This window comes from Pseudomonas sp. IT-P100 (assembly GCF_949767185.1).
Classification (GTDB): domain Bacteria; phylum Pseudomonadota; class Gammaproteobacteria; order Pseudomonadales; family Pseudomonadaceae; genus Aquipseudomonas; species Aquipseudomonas fluorescens_B.
Window position 1 is genome coordinate 1 of the sequence record NZ_CATKQK010000011.1, and the last position, 23,090, is coordinate 23,090.

At 58.7% G+C, this 23,090-nt stretch carries 19 protein-coding genes; 10 read left to right on the top strand and 9 right to left on the bottom strand.

The window, feature by feature from the left end:
* The 3 genes from ACM6IQ_RS08125 to ACM6IQ_RS08135 form a co-directional block, all read left to right on the top strand.
* Positions 1-2,089 (top strand): type I secretion C-terminal target domain-containing protein (locus ACM6IQ_RS08125; protein ID WP_414878481.1); only part of this gene is annotated, 2,089 nt, incomplete at its 5' end.
* Positions 2,090-2,360: 271 nt separating this feature from the next.
* Complete coding sequence (locus ACM6IQ_RS08130) at positions 2,361-4,349, top strand: hypothetical protein (protein WP_414878482.1); 1,989 nt, start codon at positions 2,361-2,363, stop codon at positions 4,347-4,349.
* Positions 4,350-4,565: 216 nt separating this feature from the next.
* Positions 4,566-6,842: an autotransporter outer membrane beta-barrel domain-containing protein gene (locus ACM6IQ_RS08135; protein WP_414878483.1), complete on the top strand. Its 2,277-nt coding sequence runs from the start codon at positions 4,566-4,568 to the stop codon at positions 6,840-6,842.
* Between the two features lie 65 nt (positions 6,843-6,907).
* Here the strand turns inward: ACM6IQ_RS08135 and ACM6IQ_RS08140 are convergent, their stop codons facing one another.
* The 3 genes from ACM6IQ_RS08140 to ACM6IQ_RS08150 all read right to left on the bottom strand — a co-directional run bounded on the left by ACM6IQ_RS08140 (position 6,908) and on the right by ACM6IQ_RS08150 (position 9,273).
* Positions 6,908-8,116 (bottom strand): Ig-like domain-containing protein, encoded by a 1,209-nt coding sequence (locus ACM6IQ_RS08140; RefSeq protein WP_414878484.1) that lies wholly within the window; start codon positions 8,114-8,116, stop codon positions 6,908-6,910.
* A gap of 169 nt (positions 8,117-8,285) precedes the next feature.
* Complete coding sequence (locus ACM6IQ_RS08145; protein ID WP_414878485.1) at positions 8,286-8,675, bottom strand: YbaN family protein; 390 nt, start codon at positions 8,673-8,675, stop codon at positions 8,286-8,288.
* A gap of 10 nt (positions 8,676-8,685) precedes the next feature.
* Entirely contained in the window at positions 8,686-9,273 is a 588-nt protein-coding gene (locus ACM6IQ_RS08150; protein WP_017337120.1) for a YecA family protein, read from the bottom strand.
* Between the two features lie 410 nt (positions 9,274-9,683).
* Here ACM6IQ_RS08150 and recQ point away from each other — a divergent pair, with 410 nt between their 5' ends.
* From recQ to ACM6IQ_RS08170, 4 genes are all read left to right on the top strand, one after another.
* Positions 9,684-11,810 carry a DNA helicase RecQ gene (recQ, locus tag ACM6IQ_RS08155; RefSeq protein ID WP_414878486.1) on the top strand — a complete coding sequence of 709 codons (2,127 nt, stop codon included), beginning with the start codon at positions 9,684-9,686 and terminating at the stop codon, positions 11,808-11,810.
* Between the two features lie 132 nt (positions 11,811-11,942).
* Positions 11,943-12,377, top strand: coding sequence for a MarR family transcriptional regulator (locus ACM6IQ_RS08160; protein ID WP_017337122.1), 435 nt, complete (start codon positions 11,943-11,945; stop codon positions 12,375-12,377).
* 128 nt (positions 12,378-12,505) lie between these two features.
* On the top strand, positions 12,506-14,260 hold the full coding sequence (locus ACM6IQ_RS08165; RefSeq protein WP_017337123.1) for a FimV/HubP family polar landmark protein: 1,755 nt from the start codon (positions 12,506-12,508) through the stop codon (positions 14,258-14,260).
* 44 nt (positions 14,261-14,304) lie between these two features.
* Positions 14,305-14,592 carry a SelT/SelW/SelH family protein gene (locus ACM6IQ_RS08170; protein ID WP_017337124.1) on the top strand — a complete coding sequence of 96 codons (288 nt, stop codon included), beginning with the start codon at positions 14,305-14,307 and terminating at the stop codon, positions 14,590-14,592.
* Here ACM6IQ_RS08170 and ACM6IQ_RS08175 read toward each other — a convergent pair.
* On the bottom strand, positions 14,586-15,479 hold the full coding sequence (locus tag ACM6IQ_RS08175) for a DMT family transporter (RefSeq protein ID WP_414878487.1): 894 nt from the start codon (positions 15,477-15,479) through the stop codon (positions 14,586-14,588). The genes ACM6IQ_RS08170 and ACM6IQ_RS08175 overlap by 7 nt on opposite strands.
* Before the next feature lie 75 nt (positions 15,480-15,554).
* Positions 15,555-16,313 carry an AraC family transcriptional regulator gene (locus tag ACM6IQ_RS08180; protein WP_414878488.1) on the bottom strand — a complete coding sequence of 253 codons (759 nt, stop codon included), beginning with the start codon at positions 16,311-16,313 and terminating at the stop codon, positions 15,555-15,557.
* Between the two features lie 135 nt (positions 16,314-16,448).
* On the opposite strand from ACM6IQ_RS08180, the gene ACM6IQ_RS08185 reads away from it, so the two are divergent.
* On the top strand, positions 16,449-17,264 hold the full coding sequence (locus ACM6IQ_RS08185) for a UDP-2,3-diacylglucosamine diphosphatase (RefSeq protein WP_414878489.1): 816 nt from the start codon (positions 16,449-16,451) through the stop codon (positions 17,262-17,264).
* Between the two features lie 85 nt (positions 17,265-17,349).
* Here ACM6IQ_RS08185 and ACM6IQ_RS08190 read toward each other — a convergent pair whose 3' ends face one another.
* A complete protein-coding gene (locus ACM6IQ_RS08190; protein WP_017337128.1) occupies positions 17,350-17,940 on the bottom strand; it encodes an HD domain-containing protein in 591 nt (196 codons plus the stop codon).
* A 99-nt stretch (positions 17,941-18,039) separates the two neighbouring features.
* Positions 18,040-18,351, bottom strand: a complete 312-nt coding sequence (locus ACM6IQ_RS08195; RefSeq protein ID WP_017337129.1) for a DUF962 domain-containing protein — start codon at positions 18,349-18,351, stop codon at positions 18,040-18,042.
* Positions 18,352-18,511: 160 nt separating this feature from the next.
* On the opposite strand from ACM6IQ_RS08195, the gene ACM6IQ_RS08200 reads away from it, so the two are divergent.
* Positions 18,512-19,573 (top strand): AraC family transcriptional regulator, encoded by a 1,062-nt coding sequence (locus ACM6IQ_RS08200; RefSeq protein ID WP_017337130.1) that lies wholly within the window; start codon positions 18,512-18,514, stop codon positions 19,571-19,573.
* Here ACM6IQ_RS08200 and ACM6IQ_RS08205 read toward each other — a convergent pair.
* Positions 19,530-20,984 (bottom strand): TrkH family potassium uptake protein, encoded by a 1,455-nt coding sequence (locus tag ACM6IQ_RS08205; protein WP_017337131.1) that lies wholly within the window; start codon positions 20,982-20,984, stop codon positions 19,530-19,532. The two genes, ACM6IQ_RS08200 and ACM6IQ_RS08205, sit on opposite strands and share 44 nt — an antisense overlap.
* Before the next feature lie 122 nt (positions 20,985-21,106).
* On the opposite strand from ACM6IQ_RS08205, the gene ACM6IQ_RS08210 reads away from it, so the two are divergent.
* Positions 21,107-21,673, top strand: a complete 567-nt coding sequence (locus ACM6IQ_RS08210) for an NAD(P)H nitroreductase (protein WP_414878490.1) — start codon at positions 21,107-21,109, stop codon at positions 21,671-21,673.
* A gap of 43 nt (positions 21,674-21,716) precedes the next feature.
* Here ACM6IQ_RS08210 and ACM6IQ_RS08215 read toward each other — a convergent pair whose 3' ends face one another.
* Positions 21,717-23,057: an ATP-binding protein gene (locus tag ACM6IQ_RS08215; protein ID WP_414878491.1), complete on the bottom strand. Its 1,341-nt coding sequence runs from the start codon at positions 23,055-23,057 to the stop codon at positions 21,717-21,719.
* Positions 23,058-23,090: the final 33 nt, after the last annotated feature.

Sequence of the window (23,090 nt, forward strand, 5' to 3'; positions counted from 1 at the left end):
CATCGTCACCGCTGGCGTCGCCGCGGGCTTCCCGCAATCGGCCGAGACCAACACCGGTGCGCTGTTCACCGTCACCGGTTACAACCCGGCCACTGGCGTGGTGAGCTACAGCTACACCCTGAATTACGACAGCGATCACCCGAACGCTGGCGGTGCCAACAGCATTTCCGAGCATTTCGACGTGGTGGCCAAGGATGTCAACGGCAGCACCGCGACCGGGCAACTCGACGTCAACATCGTCGATGACACGCCGAACGCCAACCCTGACGCCACTTCAGTGACCGAAGGCGGCGTCGTCAGCGGCAACGTGCTGTGGAACGATGTCGCCGGCGCCGATGGCCCCTTGCTCGGCGGTGGCGTGGTCGGCGTGCGCGCCGGCTCGGACACTTCGACGCCGGTGAACGGCGGGCTCAACACCCAGATCAACGGCACTTACGGCTACCTGACCCTGGACGCCCAGGGCAACGCCGAGTACCACAGCTACCCGAACTCCGTGAACGGCCCGGGCGCGACCGACGTGTTCACTTACACCCTGCGTGATAACGACGGCGACGAAAGCACCACGACCCTCACCATCGACGTCAACAACAGTTGCATCAAAGCGTCCAGCGATAATGACGTAACCGTCATCACCAACGTGCTGTCGGGCAGCGTCGCGGTGCCGGGCGAAGCGTTGCTGGCCAACGAGACCGATTCGAAGGGCGATTCACTCACCGCATCACCGACGACGTTCAACACCGGCTGGATCGCCAAAGGTGCGGACTTCACCGGCAGCCACCAGAACTACAGCTTCACCGGCGGCAATGCGCAGTCCGTCAGCATCGCCCGCAGTGCCTTCGTCGCCAACACCGCCGCCATGACCGCGGTGCTGGTGGTCAGCGGCGCGTTGGGCGAAGTCAAACACAACACCCTCAACGACGAGGACCGCATCACCGTCACCCTCAAACAGGGTGAAACCCTTAACCTCGACCACAATCTGGCGGCCGGTCACGTCGCCATGGAGTACTCGGTCAACGGTGGTGCGTTCATTGCCATCGGCGATGGCCAGACCATCACCGCCGCAACGGACGGCACCTACCAGATCCACATCACCAACATCGACAACGACGGGCCGGGCCACAGCGGCAAGGGCGCGGAAAACTACCAGCTGACTCTGACTGTCGACTACTCCGGCGCCCACAACACCACCCCGGACTACCACGGCACCTACACCGTCAACGACCACCACGGCGGCAGCGACAGCGCCGGCGTGACCATCACCTACCAGGACGGTCACACGCTCGCCGGTACGGCGGGCGATGACGTGCTGGTGGCGGGCACCGGCGACAACGTGATCAACGCCGGCGACGGCAATGATGTGCTCACCGCCGGTGCTGGCAACAACGAACTGCACGGCGACGCCGGCAATGACTTGCTCTACAGCGGCGCGGGCAACGACCTGCTCGACGGCGGCACCGGCCTCGACACCGCGAGCTACCTCCACGCCACTGCCGGGGTCAAGGTCGACCTGAGCCTTCTCGGCGCGCAAAACACACTGGGCGCGGGCACCGACACCCTGACCGCGATTGAAAACCTCACCGGTTCCAACTTCGACGACACACTCACCGGCGACAACCACAACAACATCATCACCGGCGGCCTCGGCAACGATGTGCTCAACGGGGGCGGCGGCGACGACTTGCTCATCGGCGGGCTCGGCAACAACACCCTCACCGGTGGTGCCGGCGCGGACACCTTCCAGTGGCTCAAAGATAACAGCGGTCACGACGTGGTCACCGACTTCACCCCGGGCACCGACAAACTCGACCTGTCGCAACTGCTGCAAGGCGAGAACGGCACCGCAGCGTCACTGGATGACTACCTGCATTTCAAAGTCACCGGCAGCGGCGATTCACTGGTCACCAGCATCGACGTCAGCGGCATGGCCGGCGCCGCGCCGAACCAGACCATCGACCTGGCTGGTGTGGACCTGGCCAGCCATTACGGCGTGTCGCCGGGGGCGGGCGGGGTGATTGCCGGCGGGGCAGATACGGCGACCATCATCAACGGCATGTTGAATGACCACTCGTTGAAGGTGGATACCGTGTGACCTGAAACCTTAAACAACAAAACCCGCCATCCCTGCGTAAGGGATGGCGGGTTTTTTGTTGGGCGCAGTTTATGAAAGTGTCCGACCAGTGGTAGCAAAACCTGTGATTTCTGACAGTAGTCAGTCCTGCGTGGCTGCCTTTAAATCAAGACATCGAGATGAGTGAAGCACTCATCAGTGTAAGGCGAGTGATCAGTGTCGGTGCTCTTTGCCTGGCATTGCGATAACTGAACGTCAGGGCAATAAAGCTCAACATCACAGGAGTATTAAAATGTCCAAAAAAGAAAGTTTTCCTTTTAATGGCAGGGACAGGGCGCAATATCGGGCGTTTCGATCCAGTCTGAAACTTGTTGATTTGAATGCCCCTGTGCCAGGCGCCGCTAATCCGTTATTACCGCCCTTGATAGTCGATGGCCCACGGTATCTTCCTTATGCTTATTTCAATAAGTCGCTCGATTTTCTTGTTCCGGAATTCGCAGATCACGCTGATCCAGTGCCGACCCTCGTCACTATTCGAATGTCAGTAGATGGAACCGAGGATGCTCTTACGTACAAATACGAAGAGGTAACGCCTCTCGATCCACCGCCTCCTATTCCAATGACGCTTCATCTGATAGATAAAGATAAAGACGGACTACGCAAAATCAGCTATACCCTGGATTTTGGCGGCAACCCTGCGACTGTGAACTCATTGGACTATATGGTCGATAAAGCTCCGCCAACGCTTGATAAAACGGTAGAGTTGTCGCAGTCCGTGCAAGATTATGGTATAGGCCCGGAAAATTTTACAGGGGGCGCGACTGTCCCGTTGACGTACCAGAATTACACAGGAAAAAGGCTGGGTGATTTGCTTAAATGCTTTATTGGGCCCAGTAGGCAAGTCAGGCGAGAAGTCGGGTCTGTCAGGGTTGATGCAAGTAATAAAGATACTCCAATAGTGTTCAATTTGACTGCTGCGCACGTCGACAGTTATGACGGGGCGTACATTGTTTGGGTCGAAGGGGAAAGTTATCCGGGGGTACCGGCTGTACCGTCGGAACTGACGAACGTATGGGTGTTCAAAGATGCTCGACCAGTTGTTGCGGACTCGCTATACGTCCCTCAAATAGTAGATGCCGATAGCGATGCTCTTGAGGTACAACAATTTATTGACGGCGTTGGTGCGGGCCTTGAAAAATCGTATCCTAACATAAACACTTCGTTGGATAAACTGGTTGTATCCATCGATGGGGTAGAGCAGCCAGAACAATCTATGATTGGGTTCCCTTCTGTGCATGACCTCAATAGCCAGGCTCTTCTTGCGCAAGGTCATGGACGAAGACAAGTAGAGTTGGGGTACAAGATCAAACGCGGAAACGTATTCTTTCCCAAGGACTGGATTACCAGGAGAGTCTGGCTCGACGTCAGGAAGCCGGCTGCACCGTTTGATCCTCTTAAACCCAATCCACCGGATGAAACTTTGTTACAGCCATGGATTCAGGGCCCAAAAAGCAGTGTGAAAAATAGGCTGACGGCCGCCGATAAACAAGACGGTGGTCCTGTAAAAGGATTTTTGCCGTTTCATCCTCTTTTCAAAGTTGGCGATACGGCACAGTTTCTTTTTAATGGTCGTGAAGTACCCCCTCCGGGCGGGATCTGGAAACATCCCGATGATGGCAGCGAAGACCCGTTACAACCTATACCTTTCAATCTTACATGGGCATTTCTTGACAATGTTGGAGACGACGATACTGCGCAGCTTCAGGTCCTAGTGACACATGGTCTGAACTTTAATGAAGCGGTTTCACCTCAGCAAACTGCGTATGTTCGGACGACTCCGACCATTTTGATAGCGGCTGGATTCAGGCATATGAATGCAGATGACAGAGTCGGATTCATATGCAGTTCGTTGAGAAGATTGGTGTTGCCTAATAACGAAGTAGTGGGGGTCGTCCGTATTCCGGGAGATACGCGACTGGCAGATAGGGAAATTACACTGATCTATGGCGGTTATCCAAACGCTAATGCTGTTCCGTCGGACCTTATTGCTGGGTCTGAATTCGACGTGAAATTTACTCCCACTTTAGCGCAGGCCACTGACGGCTTTGATATGTACGTTCAGTATGCCCCTTTGCTGGCGACACGTAATGCTTATGGCCGAGTGGACTACACCGTCGATATAGAAGGCGAATTCGTTTCTACCAAAGGTGTTGTTGTCCGGGTCAACATGAGTCGAGGATCGGATACTTGCGATCTGCCTGCTGTGACTGATCCTGCATAGGTTGAGAGTCAACAGGCGAAAGCCTGTGTGCTGAGTCCAACTGTGTATCCGGTGTCCAAGCGCCGGATACACGTTTTGTTGTTAGGCCTGTAGTGGTTTCTTCTTACTCTTTCAGAGATAAATCCTACATTTTTTTGTAGGAAGTCTCTGTATCGTCCGCAGCCCTCAACGTTCTCCGCTTCTTTGCAGGAGACAAGAAGACGAAAGGACAGACCTATGAACTTTGACAGTCCAATTACACATAAGCCCGCCGTTATGAAATTCAAAGTGCTGGCCTTTTTACCGGCTTTTTTTTTGGTCAGCCCTTCGGCACTGGCAGCGATCACTATCGGCGCTGGCCAAAACGAGACGATAGGTCCGGCAGATCCGCTTAACGACTACATAGTGGAAAATGGCGGTGTACTCAATGCCGTGGGCGCCACGACCCAAAGCTTGACCATCCAGACCGGGTCGACCTTGAACATCGACGGCGCCATCGTCAACGGCAACAGTGGCTCCCACGGCATTTTGGTGAGTGAAAGCCAGGCCACCATCCGATCGGCCACCGTCACTGCTGACACCCGGGCGCTATGGGTCAGTCGACCCAATTCATCCACACAAGGCTCGACTGTCACCGCAACCGACAGCAGATTCCTGGGGGGGGAGACGGGAGCACTGGTCACCGGTCTGAGTACATTGACGCTGGTAAACAGCGAACTCAGAGGGACGAATGCCGGCAGCTTTGGCCTGGACAGTCGTGGCGGTGATGTTCGCGCATTGGCAGGCACACTGATCAGCGGCGACAGCGCAGGCGTACGGATGACCAATGACGCTGGCGGCCAGGGCACAAATACATTGTTGCTGGACAACTCCACTGTAGAAGGCCGTAGCGGGCCGGCGATCCTGGTGGAAGGCGGCGTTCAAGGCGCGACGATTCAAGTGCAGAACAACAGTGTTCTGCGGGCGGCTGATGGCACTCTGTTGAAAGTACAAGGCGCTTCCACTGCGGCAATGAATGTCGTCGGCAGTGCGTTGGAAGGCAACGTGCAAGTGTTGCAGAACAGCACAGTGGACCTCTCGTTCAACGGCGCCTCGATGGTGGGGGACATCCTGCGTGAAAACGGCTCCACCGCCAATGTCACCCTGAACAATGGCTCATCGTTCACCGGGCGCTTGAACAACAGCAACCTGACGCTCAACCAGTCGAGCCTGACCATGGTCGACAATGACAGCATCGACAACTTGTCGATGAACGACGGTATCGTCAATTTCGGTGCACCTGGCGCGCAGCGTGCGAATCGTCAACTTGAGGTCGGTACGCTTTCCGGAAACGGCATCATTGCCATGCAGGGCAATTTCCAGACCGGTGAAAGCGACTTGCTGAAAGCCGATACGGCGAATGGCAGCTACGAGTTGGCCGTCAACGCTTCGGGCAAGGACGCGACGTCTCCTCAGCAACTCACGCTGGTGCAAATTGCCAATAACAACGCAGCTTTCTCGCTGCTGGGAGGCCGGGTCGATGTTGGGACATTTGAGTATGATTTGGCCGAAAGAACCAACGCAGCCGGTGACGCAGAGTATTACCTGAACCCGACCACCCGTCTCACGTCCGGCGCGCAATCAGTGGCGGCCCTGTTTCAAACGGCCCTTACCGTGTCGTACGGCGAGTTGAAGTCGCTGGAATACCGCATGAGCGAGTTGCAGGCGGACGACAAGCGCCATGGCCTGTGGGTACGGTCATATGGCAACAAATGGAACGTTGACGATGGTTCGTCGGGTGTGGGTTATCGTCAACAGCAGCAGGGTTTCACCCTGGGTGCCGACACCCGGTTGGGTGACAGTCCCTGGAAGGTCGGTATGCTGGCGGGTTACAGCAAATCCGATGTGGACCTCAATGGTGGCACCTCGGCCGAGGTCAACAGCTACTACTTCGGTCCCTATTTCGGCTGGCTGGATCGCGACACTGGCTACTACGTTGATGGCGCCTTGAAGTTCAACCATTTCCGTAACGAGTCCAAAGTCAGGATGAGCGATGGCAAGCGTGCCGAAGGCGATTACAGCAACTCGGCGGTGAGTGCGATCGTAGAAGGCGGCCGTAATTTTGACCTTGGGGATGGCTGGTTCGCCAAACCTTCTGCCCAGGTATCCGCCGCAGTCATCCAAGGCAAGAACTATCGCCTGGACAATGACATGGAAGCCGAAGGCGACCGCACGCATTCGTTGCGCACCAAGCTGGGCGTCATGGCCGGTCGAAGCATCGACCTGGGTAATACTCAGGTACGTCCATACGGGCGGGTGGCGGCGGTCCATGAGTTTGCATCGAACGACAACAACGTGCGGGTCAACGGAAACCCGATCAACAACAACTTGTCGGGTTCTGGTTTCGAAGTCGGTGCCGGGGTGACAGTTTCGGTGTCCGAGAACCTGCGTTTTGATGTCGGTGTCGATTATGCCAAGGGTAAAAATATCGAACAGCCGGTGGCCGCCACCTTTGGTTTGAACTATCAGTTTTAAATGTCAGAGACGAAAAAAAACCGCTGTCAGCGGTTTTTTTTTCGTTCTGTCTGTTGCACGTTTTTCTAGTCTTCGGAAGGGGCTCTGGCCACGACACTCCATTTATTGGACTCAGCCTTTTCATCTAGTGTCAGGGCGCTAATCTCATAGATTGTCCCGACTGACAGACCGCTTAGGAAAAAGACCCACCTGCCCTCATCGTCGGTGGACTCTGAATCAGCTCGGATAGCACCGTTGACCTTGATCTTGACCGCACTGTTCGGCGTATGGAGGCCCCTGGCAATAAGCCAGCTCTTGTTTATGTCTCCCCCATTAGCAATTACGTTCCCTTCATCATCGTAGATACGGGTTTCTGTAGGCGCGGTGGTAGCCGCTTCCACTGTAATCGTGTATGGCCCAGCCGTGCCGCCACCTGAGTATTTTGCTGTGACGGTGAAGGCGTGGGTGGCTTCGGTCAACAAGCCTGTTGGATGTCTGTAGCGACCGTTTTGATCCACAGTCGCGTCACCCAGCGTGTCACCATTTTTGAATACTTCAACCTTCTCGCCCGGTTCGCCTTCGCCTTCCACAAACAGGGAAGTCTCAGGTGTTGTGGTGCCGTCGGGAACTTCAACTCCGCCAGCGGTAGTGACCTTGTCTAGGGTGATTGGCGTGATAACGTCCTCTTTCACGGTAAATTTGAAAGGGGGCGACACCTTGCCATTGGCACCCTTCACCGTGATGTTGTAGGAGCCTGGATCCAGATCCTCCAGCTTGAAAGTGCATATTCCGCAGGCATTGGTTAGCTCGGTTTTAAGTGAAGTATCGCCATCAAGCACTTCGGCATTCTGGTTCGGGGGCGCATTGCAGGTAATGGTGACTGAAGTCTCACTAATGGTGTCACCGTCAGCAATCGGCTTTCCGTCGGCAACTACCGAATTTATGATTGGCGTGTCGGTAGCGACGGTAAACTTTCTAGGAATCGATACAGGTTGGTTAGCCCATTTGCCTTCAGCGAACACACTGTAGCAATCGAACTTCGGCGCATCGAGCAGTGGCGTCACCCACTCACCGGCGCTGTTGCTTGTTGCTTCACCCAGCTTGTCGTTACCGTACATTATCCAGACTAAGCTGTTCCGTTCGGCGTTGATGCCGCCAACTTTGAAAGATGTTTGGTAGGTAGTTCGGTTAATGATGTTCGAGCCGCCGGGATCAACGATTGTACTGATCGTTAACTGATTTTCATCAGTATCTTGGGGCGTAAGCAATGAACTGTTCGAGGGGGTAACAGCCATGATCATGACTCCGGTTGGTCAAGGGGACGGAGTGATTTAAGGCCTCGAACAGTTGAGTTGGCTACTGTCAGAAATAACAGGTTTGAATGTATTTCCGATGAGTGGAGGGGAAACTGGCAGAAGTTGAAAGCAGGCTAATCCGCTATTAACAGCGTCGAGATGTTCAGGATCAACGCAGGGTTTTCTGCCGAAGAATGTAAACCGTCACCAGCACCGCACTGGTCAGCATAAAACCGCGTGCCCACGGCAGGGGCACCAGGTAACACGACAACAGAATGCTCACCCACATAAGGCCAATCGCGTAGACCTTGCCCTTGAGCGGAATGCCGTTGCCGTCGAGGTAGTCGCGAATCCACGGGCCCAGCCGCGGATGCTCCACCAGCCAGCTATAAAAGCGCGGTGAACTGCGAGCGAAGCACGCGGCCGCCAGTAGCAGGAAAGGCGTGGTGGGCAACACCGGCAGGAAAATCCCGATCACCCCCAGCGCTACGCTCAGCCAGCCGATGGCCAGCAGCCCGTAACGCAACATCAGGGAGCGGTGGCCTATGGGGTTGTCCATAGGCAGAACCTTAGTGGTGACGTGGCTTGAGGATCGCCGGTTTTTCGTCTGGCGCGTTGCACAGCAGGTACAGCGCGGTCAGGGCTTCCGGGATCTGCACGATCATGTCGTCCATCAGGTTGGCGTCTTTGGCGATGTCTTCGAACTCAGGCTGTTCGTCGAACAGGCCGGAACCGACCATGATCGGCAGCAGCATTTCGCTGACTTCGTCTTCGGCGGTTTCGAACCAGGCCGCTTCGCGCAGGAACACGCCTTCCATGAAGCCGATGCACCAGCCGCGCAGGTCGGAGTCATCCGGCTCGTCGCCAAGGTCGAGGTCGCATGGCAGCTCGAACTCTTCATCGGATGCCAGCTGGCGAGCGATGTGAGCCTTGAGGGCCAGCAGGGTGGATTCGATCGCTTCACGCTCGGTGTCGTCGGCGTAATGCGGCTCTTCGGCGAAGAGGGCATCGATCCATTCGCGGTCGGGAACGCTTTCGGAACAGATCGACAAGGCGGTGAGGTAGCCGTGGGCGGCCACGTAGTCCAGCGCCTCGTCATGCAGTTCATCAGCGTCGAGGAAGACTTGCAGGCGGGTTAGTTGCTCAGCGAAGGACATTAAAGGGCTACCTTGGGAATTAAACAGATGCGGGAATTCTAGGCCTTCTTGAGCACTCAGGCCAGCCGCGCGGGATATTTGCAACGCTGGGACCTCACAAACACCGCAATCCCTGTGGGAGCGAGCCTGCTCGCGATGAGGTCGGTACATCCAATACATTTATCGCCTGACATGCCGCCATCGCGAGCAGGCTCGCTCCCACAGGGATTGCGGTGTTTGTCCTTATGTGTCTTCTCAGCGGCGCCCTTTGCAAGCGAGGCCTCGGGTATACTCCCGCGTTTTGTGATGCCCTGCTGGCGTCGCGGCTGAAATGTGAAGCGTCATGCAATGTGCACTTACGATTTGTCAGTGCAGTCTTGCGGATCCTGACCCAGCCTTGCAGGGATGTTTCGGTGATTTTTGGAGTTTTTATGCTCGAACAGGCTCAACGCGTCCTCAAGGACATCTTCGGCTACGACAGTTTCCGTGGCCGTCAGGGTGCGATCATTGAGCGCGTGGCCAGTGGCGGCGACGCCCTGGTACTGATGCCTACCGGTGGCGGCAAATCCCTGTGCTTCCAGGTGCCGGCGCTGTTGCGCGAAGGCTTGGCGGTGGTGGTGTCGCCGCTGATCGCGCTGATGGACGACCAGGTGGCGACCCTCGAGGAACTGGGCGTCGCCGCCGCTGCGTTGAACTCCACGCTGAGCGCCGAGCAACAACGCGACCTCGCCGCGCGGATCAAACGCGGTGAAGTGAAAATGCTTTATCTGGCGCCTGAGCGTCTGGTCCAGCCGCGCATGCTGGCCTTCCTGCAAAGCCTTGAAATCGCCTTGTTCGCCATCGACGAAGCGCATTGCGTGTCGCAATGGGGTCACGACTTCCGCCGCGAATACCTGCAACTGGGTCAGTTGGCGGAGTTGTTCCCCAACGTCCCGCGCATCGCCCTCACCGCGACTGCCGACAAGCGCACCCGGGAAGAGATCGTCGATCGCCTGCATCTGCAGAATGCCGAACGCTTCCTCTCCAGTTTCGACCGTCCGAACATTTTCTATCGCATCGTGCCCAAGGAACAGCCGCGCAAGCAGTTGTTGGCGTTCCTCGCCGAACGACGCAGCGATGCCGGCATCGTCTATTGCCTGTCGCGCAAAAAAGTCGACGAAGTGGCGGTGTTCCTCAGCGAGCAAGGCTTCCCGGCCCTGCCGTATCACGCCGGTCTGGCCAACGAAACCCGTGCCTACCACCAGAAGCGCTTCCTCAACGAGGAAGGCTTGATCATGGTCGCCACCGTGGCATTCGGCATGGGCATCGACAAGCCCAACGTGCGTTTCGTCGCGCACCTCGATCTGCCGAAATCCCTTGAGGCGTACTACCAGGAAACCGGGCGCGGCGGCCGTGACGGTCTGCCGGCGGATGCGTGGATGGCCTACGGCCTGCAAGACGTGGTGATGCTCAAGCAGATGCTGCAGAACTCCGAAGGTGACGAGCGTCACAAGCGTCTGGAGCAGCACAAGCTCGACGCGATGCTCTCGCTCTGCGAAGAAACCCGCTGCCGTCGGCAAACCTTGCTGGCCTACTTCGACGAAGACATGCCCGAGCCGTGTGGCCACTGCGACAACTGCGTCGACGGCGTACAGACCTGGGACGCCACCGAGCCGGCCCGTCAGGCGCTCTCGGCGATTTACCGCACCGGTCAGCGTTATGGCGTCGGCCATCTGGTGGATGTGTTGTTGGGCAAGGACAACGAAAAAGTCCGCAGCTTTGGCCATCAGCATCTGTCGGTATACGGTGTCGGCAAGGCGATGGGCGAGAGTGAGTGGCGTTCCCTGTTCCGGCAGCTGGTGGCCCGTGGTCTGGCCGATATCGATCTCGAAGGCTACGGCGGCCTGCGCCTCAGTGACACCTGTCGGCCTCTGCTCAAAGGCGAAGTGACGCTGGAATTGCGCCGCGACCTCAAGCCGCAAACCACGGCGAAAAGCAGCAAGAGCCAGGCGAGCCAACTGGTCCGTGGCGAAGAGCGCGAACAGTGGGAAGCCTTGCGTGCCTTGCGTCGCAAGCTCGCCGAAGAGCACGGTGTGCCGCCTTATGTCATCTTCCCCGATTCGACGTTGCTGGAAATGCTCCGCAGCCAACCGACTTCGCTGTCGGAAATGGCCACGGTCAGCGGCGTCGGTGCACGCAAACTCGAACGGTATGGCGAGGCCTTCCTCGAAGTGCTCGGTGGCCAGGTCGAGGCACCGAAAGTGGTGGCCGACGTGCGCCACGAACTGATCACCCTCGCTCGGGCCGGCATGACGCCGCTGCAAATTGCCGGTCAATTGCAGTGCTCGGAAAAGAATGTCTACACCATGCTCGCCGAAGCCATTGGCAAGCAGCAGTTGTCGCTGGAACAGGCGCTGGACCTGCCCGAAGACTTGATGGGCGAAGTCCAGGATGCGTTTCTCGACGGCGAGGGCGAGTTGCCGCCGGTGGCGGAGATTGCCGCGCTGTTCGCCGGTCGCGTGCCGGAAGGTGTTTTGTACTGTGTTCGAGCCGCGCTGCAATCGGAATTCGAGATCTGAATTTCAAATCCCGGACAGGGTTGTATTGATGTAACGATTCAGTACATAGCAAGCCTTGCCTCTGGGCAAGGGTCATGCTTAGCTGACTAATAATTAGTTTTTCTCTTATTTCAGTCTAACCATGAGTGTTTTATGCCGTTAACCGATCAACACCGCTTTGGCATGCAACTGGCCCAGATGTCGCGCGGCTGGCGTGCCGAACTGGACCGCCGTCTGGCCGGTCTGGGTTTGTCCCAGGCGCGCTGGCTGGTGTTGCTGCATCTGGCGCGTTTCGAAGAGGCACCGACCCAGCGCGAACTGGCGCAAAGCGTCGGCGTCGAAGGGCCGACCCTGGCGCGATTGCTCGACAGTCTGGAGAGTCAGGGTCTTGTCCAGCGTCAGGCCGTGGTGGAAGACCGCCGGGCGAAAAAAATCCTCCTCTGTGCCCCGGCCCGTCCCCTGATCGAACAAATTGAAACCATTGCCACTCAACTGCGTCACGAGCTGTTTGAAGGCGTCGACGAGGCGGATTTGAAGGTCTGCATGCGCGTTCACGGGCACATCCTGGCCAACCTGGAAAAATCTTGAGGCAGAACCGGGTGTAAGGTTTTTGAGATACCCCGTTCGGCAGACTATAAAGAACTACTAGGCAATATCGTGTTCGTACCGGATGTACGAACACGCACCGGTTGGTTCTGGTTATCTAAGGGATGCTCATGCTCGAGAGTTGGCACGTTGTAATGCGCTGGTGCGCCAGGCTGGTTCTGGCGGGTGGGGCCGTGACTTACTCTGCATTCGCCCCTGCTTTGGGCCTGGGAGAAATCACCGTGCATTCGGCGCTGAATCAACCGCTGCGTGCCGACATCGATCTGGTGGATGCTGCCGGTCTGGAGGAGGGCGATCTGTCCGTCAGTCTGGCGACCGCGGACGAATTCAGTCGCGCCGGTGTCGAGCGGGTGTTCTTTCTCAATGACCTCAAGTTCACGCCCATCCTGCGGGGCAACCGCAGTCTGATCCGGGTGAGCTCCAATAAAGTCGTCAACGAACCTTTCCTGAATTTCCTCGTGCAGCTCAATCAGCCCAATGGGCGTGTGCTGCGCGAGTACACGGTGCTGATCGATCCGCCGGGCACGCCGGGGATCGTGCCGGTGACTGACGAACCGGTCGCCAACTCCCCGAACTCTCCATACCCGAGCGTCAAACCGGCCGTTGCACCGCCCGCCGCGGCCAAAAAAACGGCCCCTAAAGTTGAACAGCCCGCCGCGCCCGTCATTGATCCCGTCGCCGAGCAATTGGCCGCCAGCGTGCTGCAAAACCAGCAACTGCAAAAAAACGTCGATGAACTGAATGCAAGACTTCAGGTCCAGGACGAACAGATCACCGGTCAGAAAAAACAGATAACCGAGCTGCAAACGCAATTGGCGGAGGCCCAGGCGCCCCCGGTTACGCCTGAGGTTATCGCGCCAGCCCCGGTCGCGTTGCAAGCGCCCGAGACCTCCAACTGGCCAATGATCATCGGATTGTTGGCGTTGGTGTCATTGCTGTTGCTGGGCTGGTTCGTTCGTCGCCAACGACAGCAGGTTCCCGTCCAGGCCGAGGATCCTCCCGTTTTGCCGTCGCGACACGAGCCGGTACTCGATCAATCCGTGGAGCCGTCAGCGAAGCCCGCCCCACTGACATCTGCGCACGAACATCATGATGAAACGCCGTCAGGGGATGTACTGGAAGGCGTCGGCATCTACCTGGCCTATGGTCGTTTTTCCGAAGCGGCTGGCTTGTTGCGCGATGCTTTGGCGAAGGAACCACAGCGCACGGATCTGGCCGTGCAGTTGCTGGAAGTCCTCGGCAAGCAAGGTGACGGGCCCGCCTATGACGTCCAGGAAAACAGCCTGCGAGAGGCCGGGTTCGATGCTCAGCAACTTCAGGACATTCGTGCCCGCTACCCGAAACTGGCCAATGCGGTGCCAGTGGCTGCAGCGACAGCCATCACAACACCGGTGAAATCCGAAGAATCGCCAGGCGACGAGTTCCAGCTGAATCTGGATGACCTGTCGATGGATTCCAACTGGGACCTGGTCAGTCCGTTTGAAAACACTAAACCCGCGTACAAACGACCCGAGGTTGCCGAACCTGCGTTCACCTCGAACCTGCACGTGATGCCCGATGTGTTCGAGATGCCTGAAGAGCCGACATTGGACGAGCCTGAGTTGGAGTGGGTCGCGGAACCTGACTCACAGTCTCTGGACGACGATTTTCTCAACGAGTTCAAGGATGCCGACCCGTCATTCGAGCTTGAAGCGCTGAGCCTGGAACCCGCCGTGCCGGACAACGCAGGCAAACTGGAACAGGCTCAGAACTGTATCGATGACGGCGATCTGAACAGTGCCATCGAGCTGCTGAACGAATTGCTCAAGGACGGCGATGAGCCGCTTAAACAAACCGCTCGGACATTGTTGGCCGGTATTCGCTGAACCACTATCATGGCGACGCCCTCTGGTTCAGGAGTTCCCTCGTCATGACCGCGCACAAACCGGAAATCGTCATCACCTACTGCACGCAATGCCAATGGCTGTTGCGTGCCGCGTGGCTGGCGCAAGAGCTGCTCAGTACCTTTGGCGATGACTTGGGCAAGGTGTCGCTGGTGCCTGGCACCGGTGGTGTGTTTCACGTTTTCTGTAACGACGTGCAGATCTGGGAGCGCAAGGCGGACGGCGGTTTTCCGGAGGCCAAGGTGCTGAAGCAACGGGTCCGCGATCAGATCGATCCGGACCGCGACCTCGGGCACAACGACCGCACTCAGTGAGACGCGGCTTCGGCAGTGACCGTTTTCTTGCTTGAACCGCCGGAGAGCCTGCTGGTCACCACAATCGCAACGATGATCAAGGCGCCGCCGATCAGCATGCGCAGCGTCGGGTTTTCATTGAACAGCAGCCACGCCATGGTGATGCCGTACACCGGCTCCAGCGCAAACACCACGGCGGCGGTGCGCGCCTTGATCACCGCGAGGCTGGCGACGAACAGGCTGTGAGCGACGCCGGTGCAGAAAACCCCGAGCAGGCCGATCCACAGCCAGTCAATGGCACGGACTTCGCTCAACTGAGGCGCCGCCACTGGCAGCAAACACAACGCGACCACCACGTTCTGGCACAGCGCCGCCTGTACCGGCGGAATTCTTGCGGAGCTGGCCCGGTTGGTCAGGGACAGTAGCGCGAACAGTAAACCGGAGCCCATCGCCCACAACAGGCCGGTGGTGGCGCCGCTGGCAAGATCGAAATCAGGCGTGACCAGCACCAGCCCGACACTCACCAGCACCACCAGCAGGACTTCATTGGCGCGAATCCGCTCGCGGAAAACAAGCCCTTCCAGGATCACGGTAAATGCCGGAAAACTGGCGAAACCCAAGGTCGCGATCGCCACACCTGCGACTTTCACCGCGATAAAAAAACTCACCCAGTGCCCGGCCAGCAGCAAACCGCTGAGCAGCAGGCGGCGCCAGTCCACGGCTTGCAGTTTCTGCCAGCGCGTCTGGCTGGCGAACCGCGCGAAAACGGCCAGGGCGAGCACGGCAAAGGCCGCGCGACCGAAGACGATGACGGCGGGGGAGGCGGCGGCGAGTTTGCCGAACACACCGGTCAGGCCAAACATCAGAGCGCCGATATGCAAAGCGCCGAGGGCGGTACGAGGAGTCATTGCGATCCTTGACAGTGAACCAAACGGAGTACATTGAACCGCGTGAGAACAGTTATGTCTGTCGTCAGGCTCGCATCATTTGTCGCCAGCCTCGCGCCGCAATTTGCCGGGGGAAGCCCCAAACTCTCGCAACACTGCCGCTGAAAACGCACTTTGCGAGCTGTAGCCAACCCGGCTGGCAATCTCGCCGATGGGCAATGCCGAATCCCGCAACAGACTCACGGCCATGTGCAAACGACGACTGCGAATGTAGTCCATCGGCGTCTGCCCGCATTCAGCGACAAACCGCGCATGCAGCCTAGCGCTGGACAACCCGGCGATGCGCGCCAGATCGGCGACTTGCAGCGGGTAGGCCGCGTACTGATCGATGTGCGCGTTCAACGCGGCGTAGGGCAGGCGCCGCCCGCCCGTCACGTGTGGCCTGGCATGGTTGAGGCTGGCCAGCAACAGCACCGCGCCTTGTTGCGCGATCAGCGGGTCGCTGACCTGACTGCCCGCCAGCCAGTTCACCAATTGATTTTGCCCGGCATCCAGGGGCAGACGCCCGGCGTTGTCGAGCAAACGGCGGCTGGCATCGGCATGCTCGCCAAGCGACTGAGCCACCCATTGAGCACTGGGCACGTCCAGCACCAGGCAGCGGCTGCCATTGGCGCTGCCACAGGCATGATGGAAACCGGACGGAACCACCACGAAACTCTGCTGAACCACCTGGCTGCCATGCCCGTCGACCTCGAAATCCAGCGCGCCCGAGAGCCCGAACACCAGTTGCGCGTGGTCGTGACTGTGGACGATCAGGTCGTGAGTGTATTGGCGCAGCGTGAGGATCGGTCTCATCGCAGGTCTCCCGGGTAAGGCCGTCAGTCTACACCGAGGCCGTCCATGCGCGCTGTCACAGGACTGACTTGTCATTGTCATGGGCAATTAACCGGGCCGGCGCAAGCTTGCAAAAACAATCGCAGAGGGTTGCCCATGACCAGCGCCGAGCTCGCCAAACCCAGTCGTAAGCAACGTGTGCGGACCTTATGGATTTCCGATGTGCACCTGGGCACCCGGGATTGCCAGGCCGAGCACTTGTCGCAGTTTCTCAAGGGCTACCACGCGGACAAGATCTACCTGGTCGGCGACATTATCGATGGCTGGAAACTGCGCAGTGGCATGTACTGGCCGCAAGCGCACACCAACGTGATCCGTCGCCTGTTGACCATGAGCAAGCGCGGCACCGAGGTGATCTACGTCACCGGCAACCACGACGAATTCCTGCGCCGTTACTCGAAGCTGATTCTGGGCAACATTCAATTGGTGGATGAAGCGGTGCACGTGACTGCCGATGGCCGTCATTTGCTGGTGATCCATGGTGACCAGTTTGACGTGATCACCCGTTATCACCGCTGGCTGGCCTTTCTCGGCGACTCGGCCTACGAATTCACCCTGACCCTCAACCGTTGGCTCAACCACTGGCGTGCGCGTTATGGCTACGGATACTGGTCGCTGTCGGCGTACCTCAAGCACAAGGTGAAAACCGCCGTCAGCTTCATCAGCGACTTCGAAGAAGCCATCGCCCACGAATGCGTCAAACGCGAATTGCACGGGGTGGTGTGCGGGCACATTCACCATGCCGAAATCCGCAAGGTCGGCGAAGTGGACTACCTCAATTGCGGGGACTGGGTGGAATCGTGCACGGCGCTGATCGAGCATTGGGATGGTTCGATCGAGTTGTTCCGGTTGGCGGATGCCCAGGCGCGGGAGGCAGAATTGAAGACTATCAAGGCCGCGGAGCCCGCGTAAAAAATCAAAACATCGCAGCCTTCGGCAGCTCCAACATGGAAATGTGGCCCTCTGTAGGAGCTGCCGAAGGCTGCGATCTTTGATCTTAGGCCGGCATATGCTCTTCCATCGCCGCCTTGTAAATTGAATGTTTAGGCTGGGCAAACAACCGCTCCATCATCGGTTCGAAGAAACTCAGCGGCAGCGTGTCGTAATCCGGATCAAACGCCGCCGCATCGTACTTCGCGCAGAATTCGATGGTCGCCTGATACTGCGGATGTCCGCTGAACTGCTCGCGCAGATGTCGATCCATGCCCAAGTGATGGAAGAAGTAGTAGCCCTGGAAGATCCCGTGTTTCTCCACCATCCACAGATTCTCGGCGCTGACGAAGGGCTTGAGGATCGCCGCTGCGATGTCTGGATGGTTGTAGGAGCCCAAGGTGTCGCCGATGTCGTGAAGCAGGGCGCACACCACGTACTCTTCGTCGCGGCCATCGCGCCAGGCACGGCTGGCGGTTTGCAGCGAATGGGTCAGACGATCCACCGGGAAGCCGCCAAAATCACCCTCAAGCAGTTTCAGGTGCGCCACAATCCGTGTCGGCAATTGTCTCGCATAGGCACTGAAGTCGGCGGCGATGATCGCCCAGTCCTCCTGCGTACCGTCCTGCATGTGGGTGAAACGGGCATTGGCATTCATCGGCTATCCTCTTGTTCTTGTCGAAAGGGATTTTTCCAGTGTAGGACCTGTGACCATCAGCACACTGACTGCGCAGGACGCATTGCTGGCCAATCGGGCCTAGAACGGCACGCGGCCCAGAATCATGTCGCGGTACATGACGAAGTCGCCAAGCAGGCTGTAAAGCGGATGTTGAAAAGTCGCAGGACGGTTCTTTTCAAAGAAGAAATGCCCGACCCAGGCGAAGCTGTAGCCGGCCAGCGGAACGGCCAGCAACAACAGCCAGGCGCCTTTGCCGATGGTCAGGGCCAGAATGAAAATAACCAGTGTCGTGCCGATGAAGTGCAATCGTCGGCAGGTACTGTTGCTGTGTTCACTCAGGTAATACGGGTAAAACTCGGCGAAGCTATTGAAACGTTTGAAGTTTTCCACGACTGCGATCTCTGTGGTTATTGTTCTGATTGCAAGTTGTTCTGCGGGTAGCTTATTTGAGTCTAGAGTGATCATTGGCATCAGCCAGTGACAATGGGCGCCACTTTAGTATCCTTCGGAAATTGGCCGTAGCATGCGGCTCACCATGTAAGTAAACGCCATGAGCGAAAGAACGACTTCTGCAAGCTGGGCGATGGGGATTGTCAAAGCACTGGAAATGGACGGCCTGGATTGCCGGGTTCTGTTCAAACAGCTGGGGCTCGACTACGCGTCACTGGACGATCCGGATGCACGCTTCCCGCAAGATTCCATGACACGACTGTGGCAGCGCGCCGTCGAGCTGTCCGGCAACCCGGCGATCGGCCTGAACATGGGCAAGGTGGTACGACCGGCCTCCTTCCATGTGGCCGGTTATGCCTTGATGTCCAGTCAGACCCTGGCCGAAGGCTTTCAACGGCTGGTGCGTTATCAGCGGATCATCGCCGAAAGTGCCGACCTGAGTTTCCGTCTGCTGGACGAGGGTTATGCGCTGATTCTGACGGTCCACGGCGACCACCTGCCACCGACCCGACAAAGTGCCGAAGCCTCGCTGGCCTGCGCGCTCGCATTGTGCGGCTGGCTGACCGGGCGCACCCTGCAACCGCGCAAGGTGCTGGTGCAGGGCGAACAGCCCGCCGATCTTGAACCTTATAAACAAGCCTTCCATGCGCCGTTGGTGTTCAACGCGCCCTATGACGCGCTGATCTTCGAACGCGCCGACATGGAAGCACCGTTGCCGACCGCCAACGAGGCCATGGCGCTGCTGCATGACCGCTTTGCCGGCGAATACCTGGCGCGGTTTTCCGAAAGCCGCGTGACCCACAAGGCGCGGCAGGTGTTGTGCCGCTTGCTGCCCCAGGGCGAACCCAAGCGCGATACCGTGGCGCAAACGCTGCACCTGTCACAACGGACGTTACAGCGGCGCTTGCAGGAAGAGGGCACGAGCTTTCAGACGTTGCTCGATGACACCCGGCGCGAACTGGCCGAGCAATACCTCGCGCAGCCCACCATGACCCTGCTGGAAATTGCCTACCTGTTGGGGTTCGCCGATCCGAGCAACTTCTTCCGCGCTTTCCGACGCTGGTTCGACGCCACGCCCGGCGAGTACCGGGTGCGGCTGATGGAAGCGCCGAATCGGGTCAGTGACGCCAGAACGCCGGAATACACAGAACGAACACCGTGATGATCTCGAGTCGGCCGAGCAGCATGCCGAACGAGAGAATCCATTTGGCGGCATCCGGCAGCGTGGCGAAGTTGCCCGCCGGGCCGATGGTCTCGCCGAGACCCGGCCCGACGCCCGACACGGTACTGGCCGCGCCGGTCAGGGCGGTCATCCAGTCGACGCCGAGCAGCGACAGCAGCAAGGCGATCACGCAGATGGTGATGGCGAAGAAGAACGAGAACGTCAGGATCGAACGCACGATCTCTTCGTCGAGCCGGTGGCCGTTGTACTTCTGCTTGATCACCGCGCGGGGGTGAATCAGCTGGTTAAGGTTGGCCTTGAGCAGAATGTAGGCAACCTGGAAGCGGAAGATCTTGATCCCGCCCGCAGTCGATCCCGAGCAACCGCCGACAAACCCCAGATAGAAGAACAGCATCAGCGAGAAATTGCCCCAGAGGCTGTAGTCCCCTAATGCAAATCCTGTCGTCGTCACCACCGATGTCACGTTCAGCGCCACATGCCGCAGCGCGTCCAGCCAATGCAGCTGGGTGGTCCACCAGTACCAGGTGCCGAGCACCAGCCACGTCACCAGTAACATGCCGAGCAAGCCTTGAACCTGCTGATCCTTGATGAGGGCCCGGCGGTTACCGCGCAAGGTGGCCACGTACAGCGTGAACGGCAGACTGCCGAGAATCATGATGACGACCGCCACCCAGTGCACCGCCGGTTGCGTCCACTTGGCCAGGGACTGGTCGGAGGTGGAGAAACCGCCGGTGGAAATTGCCGACATCGCGTGGTTGATCGCGTCGAACGGGCTCATTCCCGCCCACCAGAACGCCAGGCTGCCGAAAATGGTGATGCCGACGTAAGCCGCTACGATCAACCGCGCCACCATGTGCGAACGGGGCATGACTTTTTCGGAGCGGTCCGACGACTCGGTCTGAAACAGGCGCATGCCACCAATGCGCAGCAATGGCAGAATCGCGACCGCCATGCCGATGAAGCCGATGCCACCGATCCAGTGCAGCAATGAGCGCCACATCAGGATGCCGGGGGACATGTCATCCAGATGATTGAGCACCGTTGACCCGGTGGCGGTAATGCCGGACATGCTTTCAAAGAACGAGTCGGTGTAGCTGATGTGCTGGGTCAACAGGAACGGCAGTGCGGCGAAGATGCACACCACCAGCCAGCTGCTGACGGTCAGCAGGTACATGTCTCGCGGACGCAGGTGCACGTGCTCGGGACGACCGGGAATGACCAGCGCGAGGCCGGCGACAAAGGTGATCATGCTGGCCCAGAGGAACGACGGCAGGTCGCCGGTGCGCTCGAAAATCACCAGGGTGGCCATGGGCACGACCATGGCGATCGCCAGCGTGATCAGGAAGAGGCCGATGATGAAACCAATGAGACGTAAGGTCGGCAACGCCATGAAGTCCGCTCGGGCTGAAAGTAGGAAGGGCGCCATTCTACCCGTGGGGCAGGGCATGTAAACCGGCATCCCCGAGGCACTTGCAGCTAGAATAGCCAGACATTTTTTTCAGGAGGTGGCCGATGCAGGCTCTCGACGCTTTGCTCAACCGTGTTTCCGTTCCACGACTGGTCGACCCGGCCCCCAGCGCCGAGCAGCGCGAAGTGCTGTTTGGTGCCGCGATGCGTGCACCTGACCACGGCCATTTGCAGCCTTGGCGCTTCCTGACAGTCGAAGGCGCAGCGCGTGAGCAGATGGGCGAGTTGCTGGCCGAAGCTGCGAAACTGCAGGACGGCGATGTGTCCGAAGCAGCGCTGGACAAGGCGCGCAACGGCCCGCTGCGCGCACCGCTGGTGGTCGTGGTGATCGCGCGGGTGCAGGATCACGTCAAATACCCGAAGTCCGAGCAACTGCTGGCGGCTGGCTGCGCAGCGCACGGGATTTTGCTGGCGGCGTATGCGCAAGGGATTGGCGCGGTGTGGCGCACCGGTGATCTGGCGTATTCGGCGCATGTGGCCCAAGGGTTGGGATTGGCGGAAGGGGAAGAGGTGATTGCGTTTCTTTACCTGGGCACGCCGCAGAAAGAACCGCGCGTTGCGGAAAAAGCAGACCTCACCGAGTTCGTCAGCGCCTGGCCCGGCAAGGCCTGACACCACCGATCAAATGTGGGAGTGGGCTTACTCCCACAGGGGATCAGGGTTGGACGATGATTCCCGGCACCAACGGCAATTCCAGGCTGGCGATGAATCCGCCATCCGGATGATTGGCCAGCACCAGACTTCCGCCATGCCGCTCCGCCGCTCGGCGCGCAATGGCCAACCCCAGACCGTGCCCTGCCGCCGTCTGCCCCGGAGCTCGATAAAACGGCTCACCCAACTGGCTCAAATGCTCGGCATCCACGCCGGGCCCGTGGTCGCGCACACTCACTACAATCCGCTCACCTTGCCGCACCGCCTGCATCTCGATCGGTCGCCCCACCGGGTTGAAGCGCTGAGCGTTGCGTAGCAGGTTGTCCACGGCGCGCTCGATCATCGTCGGCCAGCCTTTGAGGTTCAATTGCGGTTCGGCGGCGAGGCGAACGGTCTGTTCCGGCGAACCCAATTGCGCATCCTTTTGCAGCGTATTGAGCAGCGCATTCAGATCGACATCTTCAGCACTGGCGTTATCGGCATCGACCCGCGCCAGCACCAGAATCTCACTGATCAGCGCTTCGAGCCGGTCGCACTCGCGGGTCAGGCGCGGCGAGAGTTTTTCGCGCTCCTCGGGGCTGGCCCGTTCCGCCAGTGCCAGTGCAATGCGCAGCCGGGCGAGGGGCGAACGCAATTCGTGGGACACATCACGCAGCAGTTGCCGCTGACTGCTGATCAGGCTTTGCAGGCGTGCGCCCATGCGGTTGAAGTCGTTGGCCAGCACGCCGAACTCGTCGCGACGGTTGGCCAGTTTCACCAGGCTGTTTTGCTGGTACGTGGTTTGCCCCAGATCATGCACCGCGCCCCGCAGGCGGCTAAGCGGGCGGGTGATGGACAGGGTCACGAACAGGCTGAACAGGGTCAGCACCACCAGCGCGATACCCAGCGCACTCAGTGGCCAGAGCAGGCTTTCGCGGTGCCATGCGTCCAGCTCGGGGTGCGGAATGCGGTAGATCAGCAGGTAGGTATCGCCGGTTTTGGCGCTGGTGTATTCATCGGTCAGACGGCGCCACGGCAGGCGCCGGTCATCGTTGTTCTGTCGCGCTTCGAAGGCCGCCGCGCGACGAGGGAAGGTGCCGCGAACGACTGGATCACCGCTCTCGTTAAGCACCTGAACGTCGATGTGATACTGGCGTTTGCGCTGTTCCAGAATGTCTTGGGCGGCTTCTTCGCCTTGTGCTTCGTAGGTTTGCGTCCACTGCTCGGCCAGAGTGTTCAGGCCCGGGTGGCGGCTGAGAATCCACGCATCCTGGTTGAGCATGTGCCCGAGCAGAATGGAAAGCCCTGCCACCAGAGCGATAGCCAGCCAGAAGCTGGCCAGGATACGCCAGAACAATGAACGCACAGAAAGTCCTCGAACAAACACAATCCCATGTGG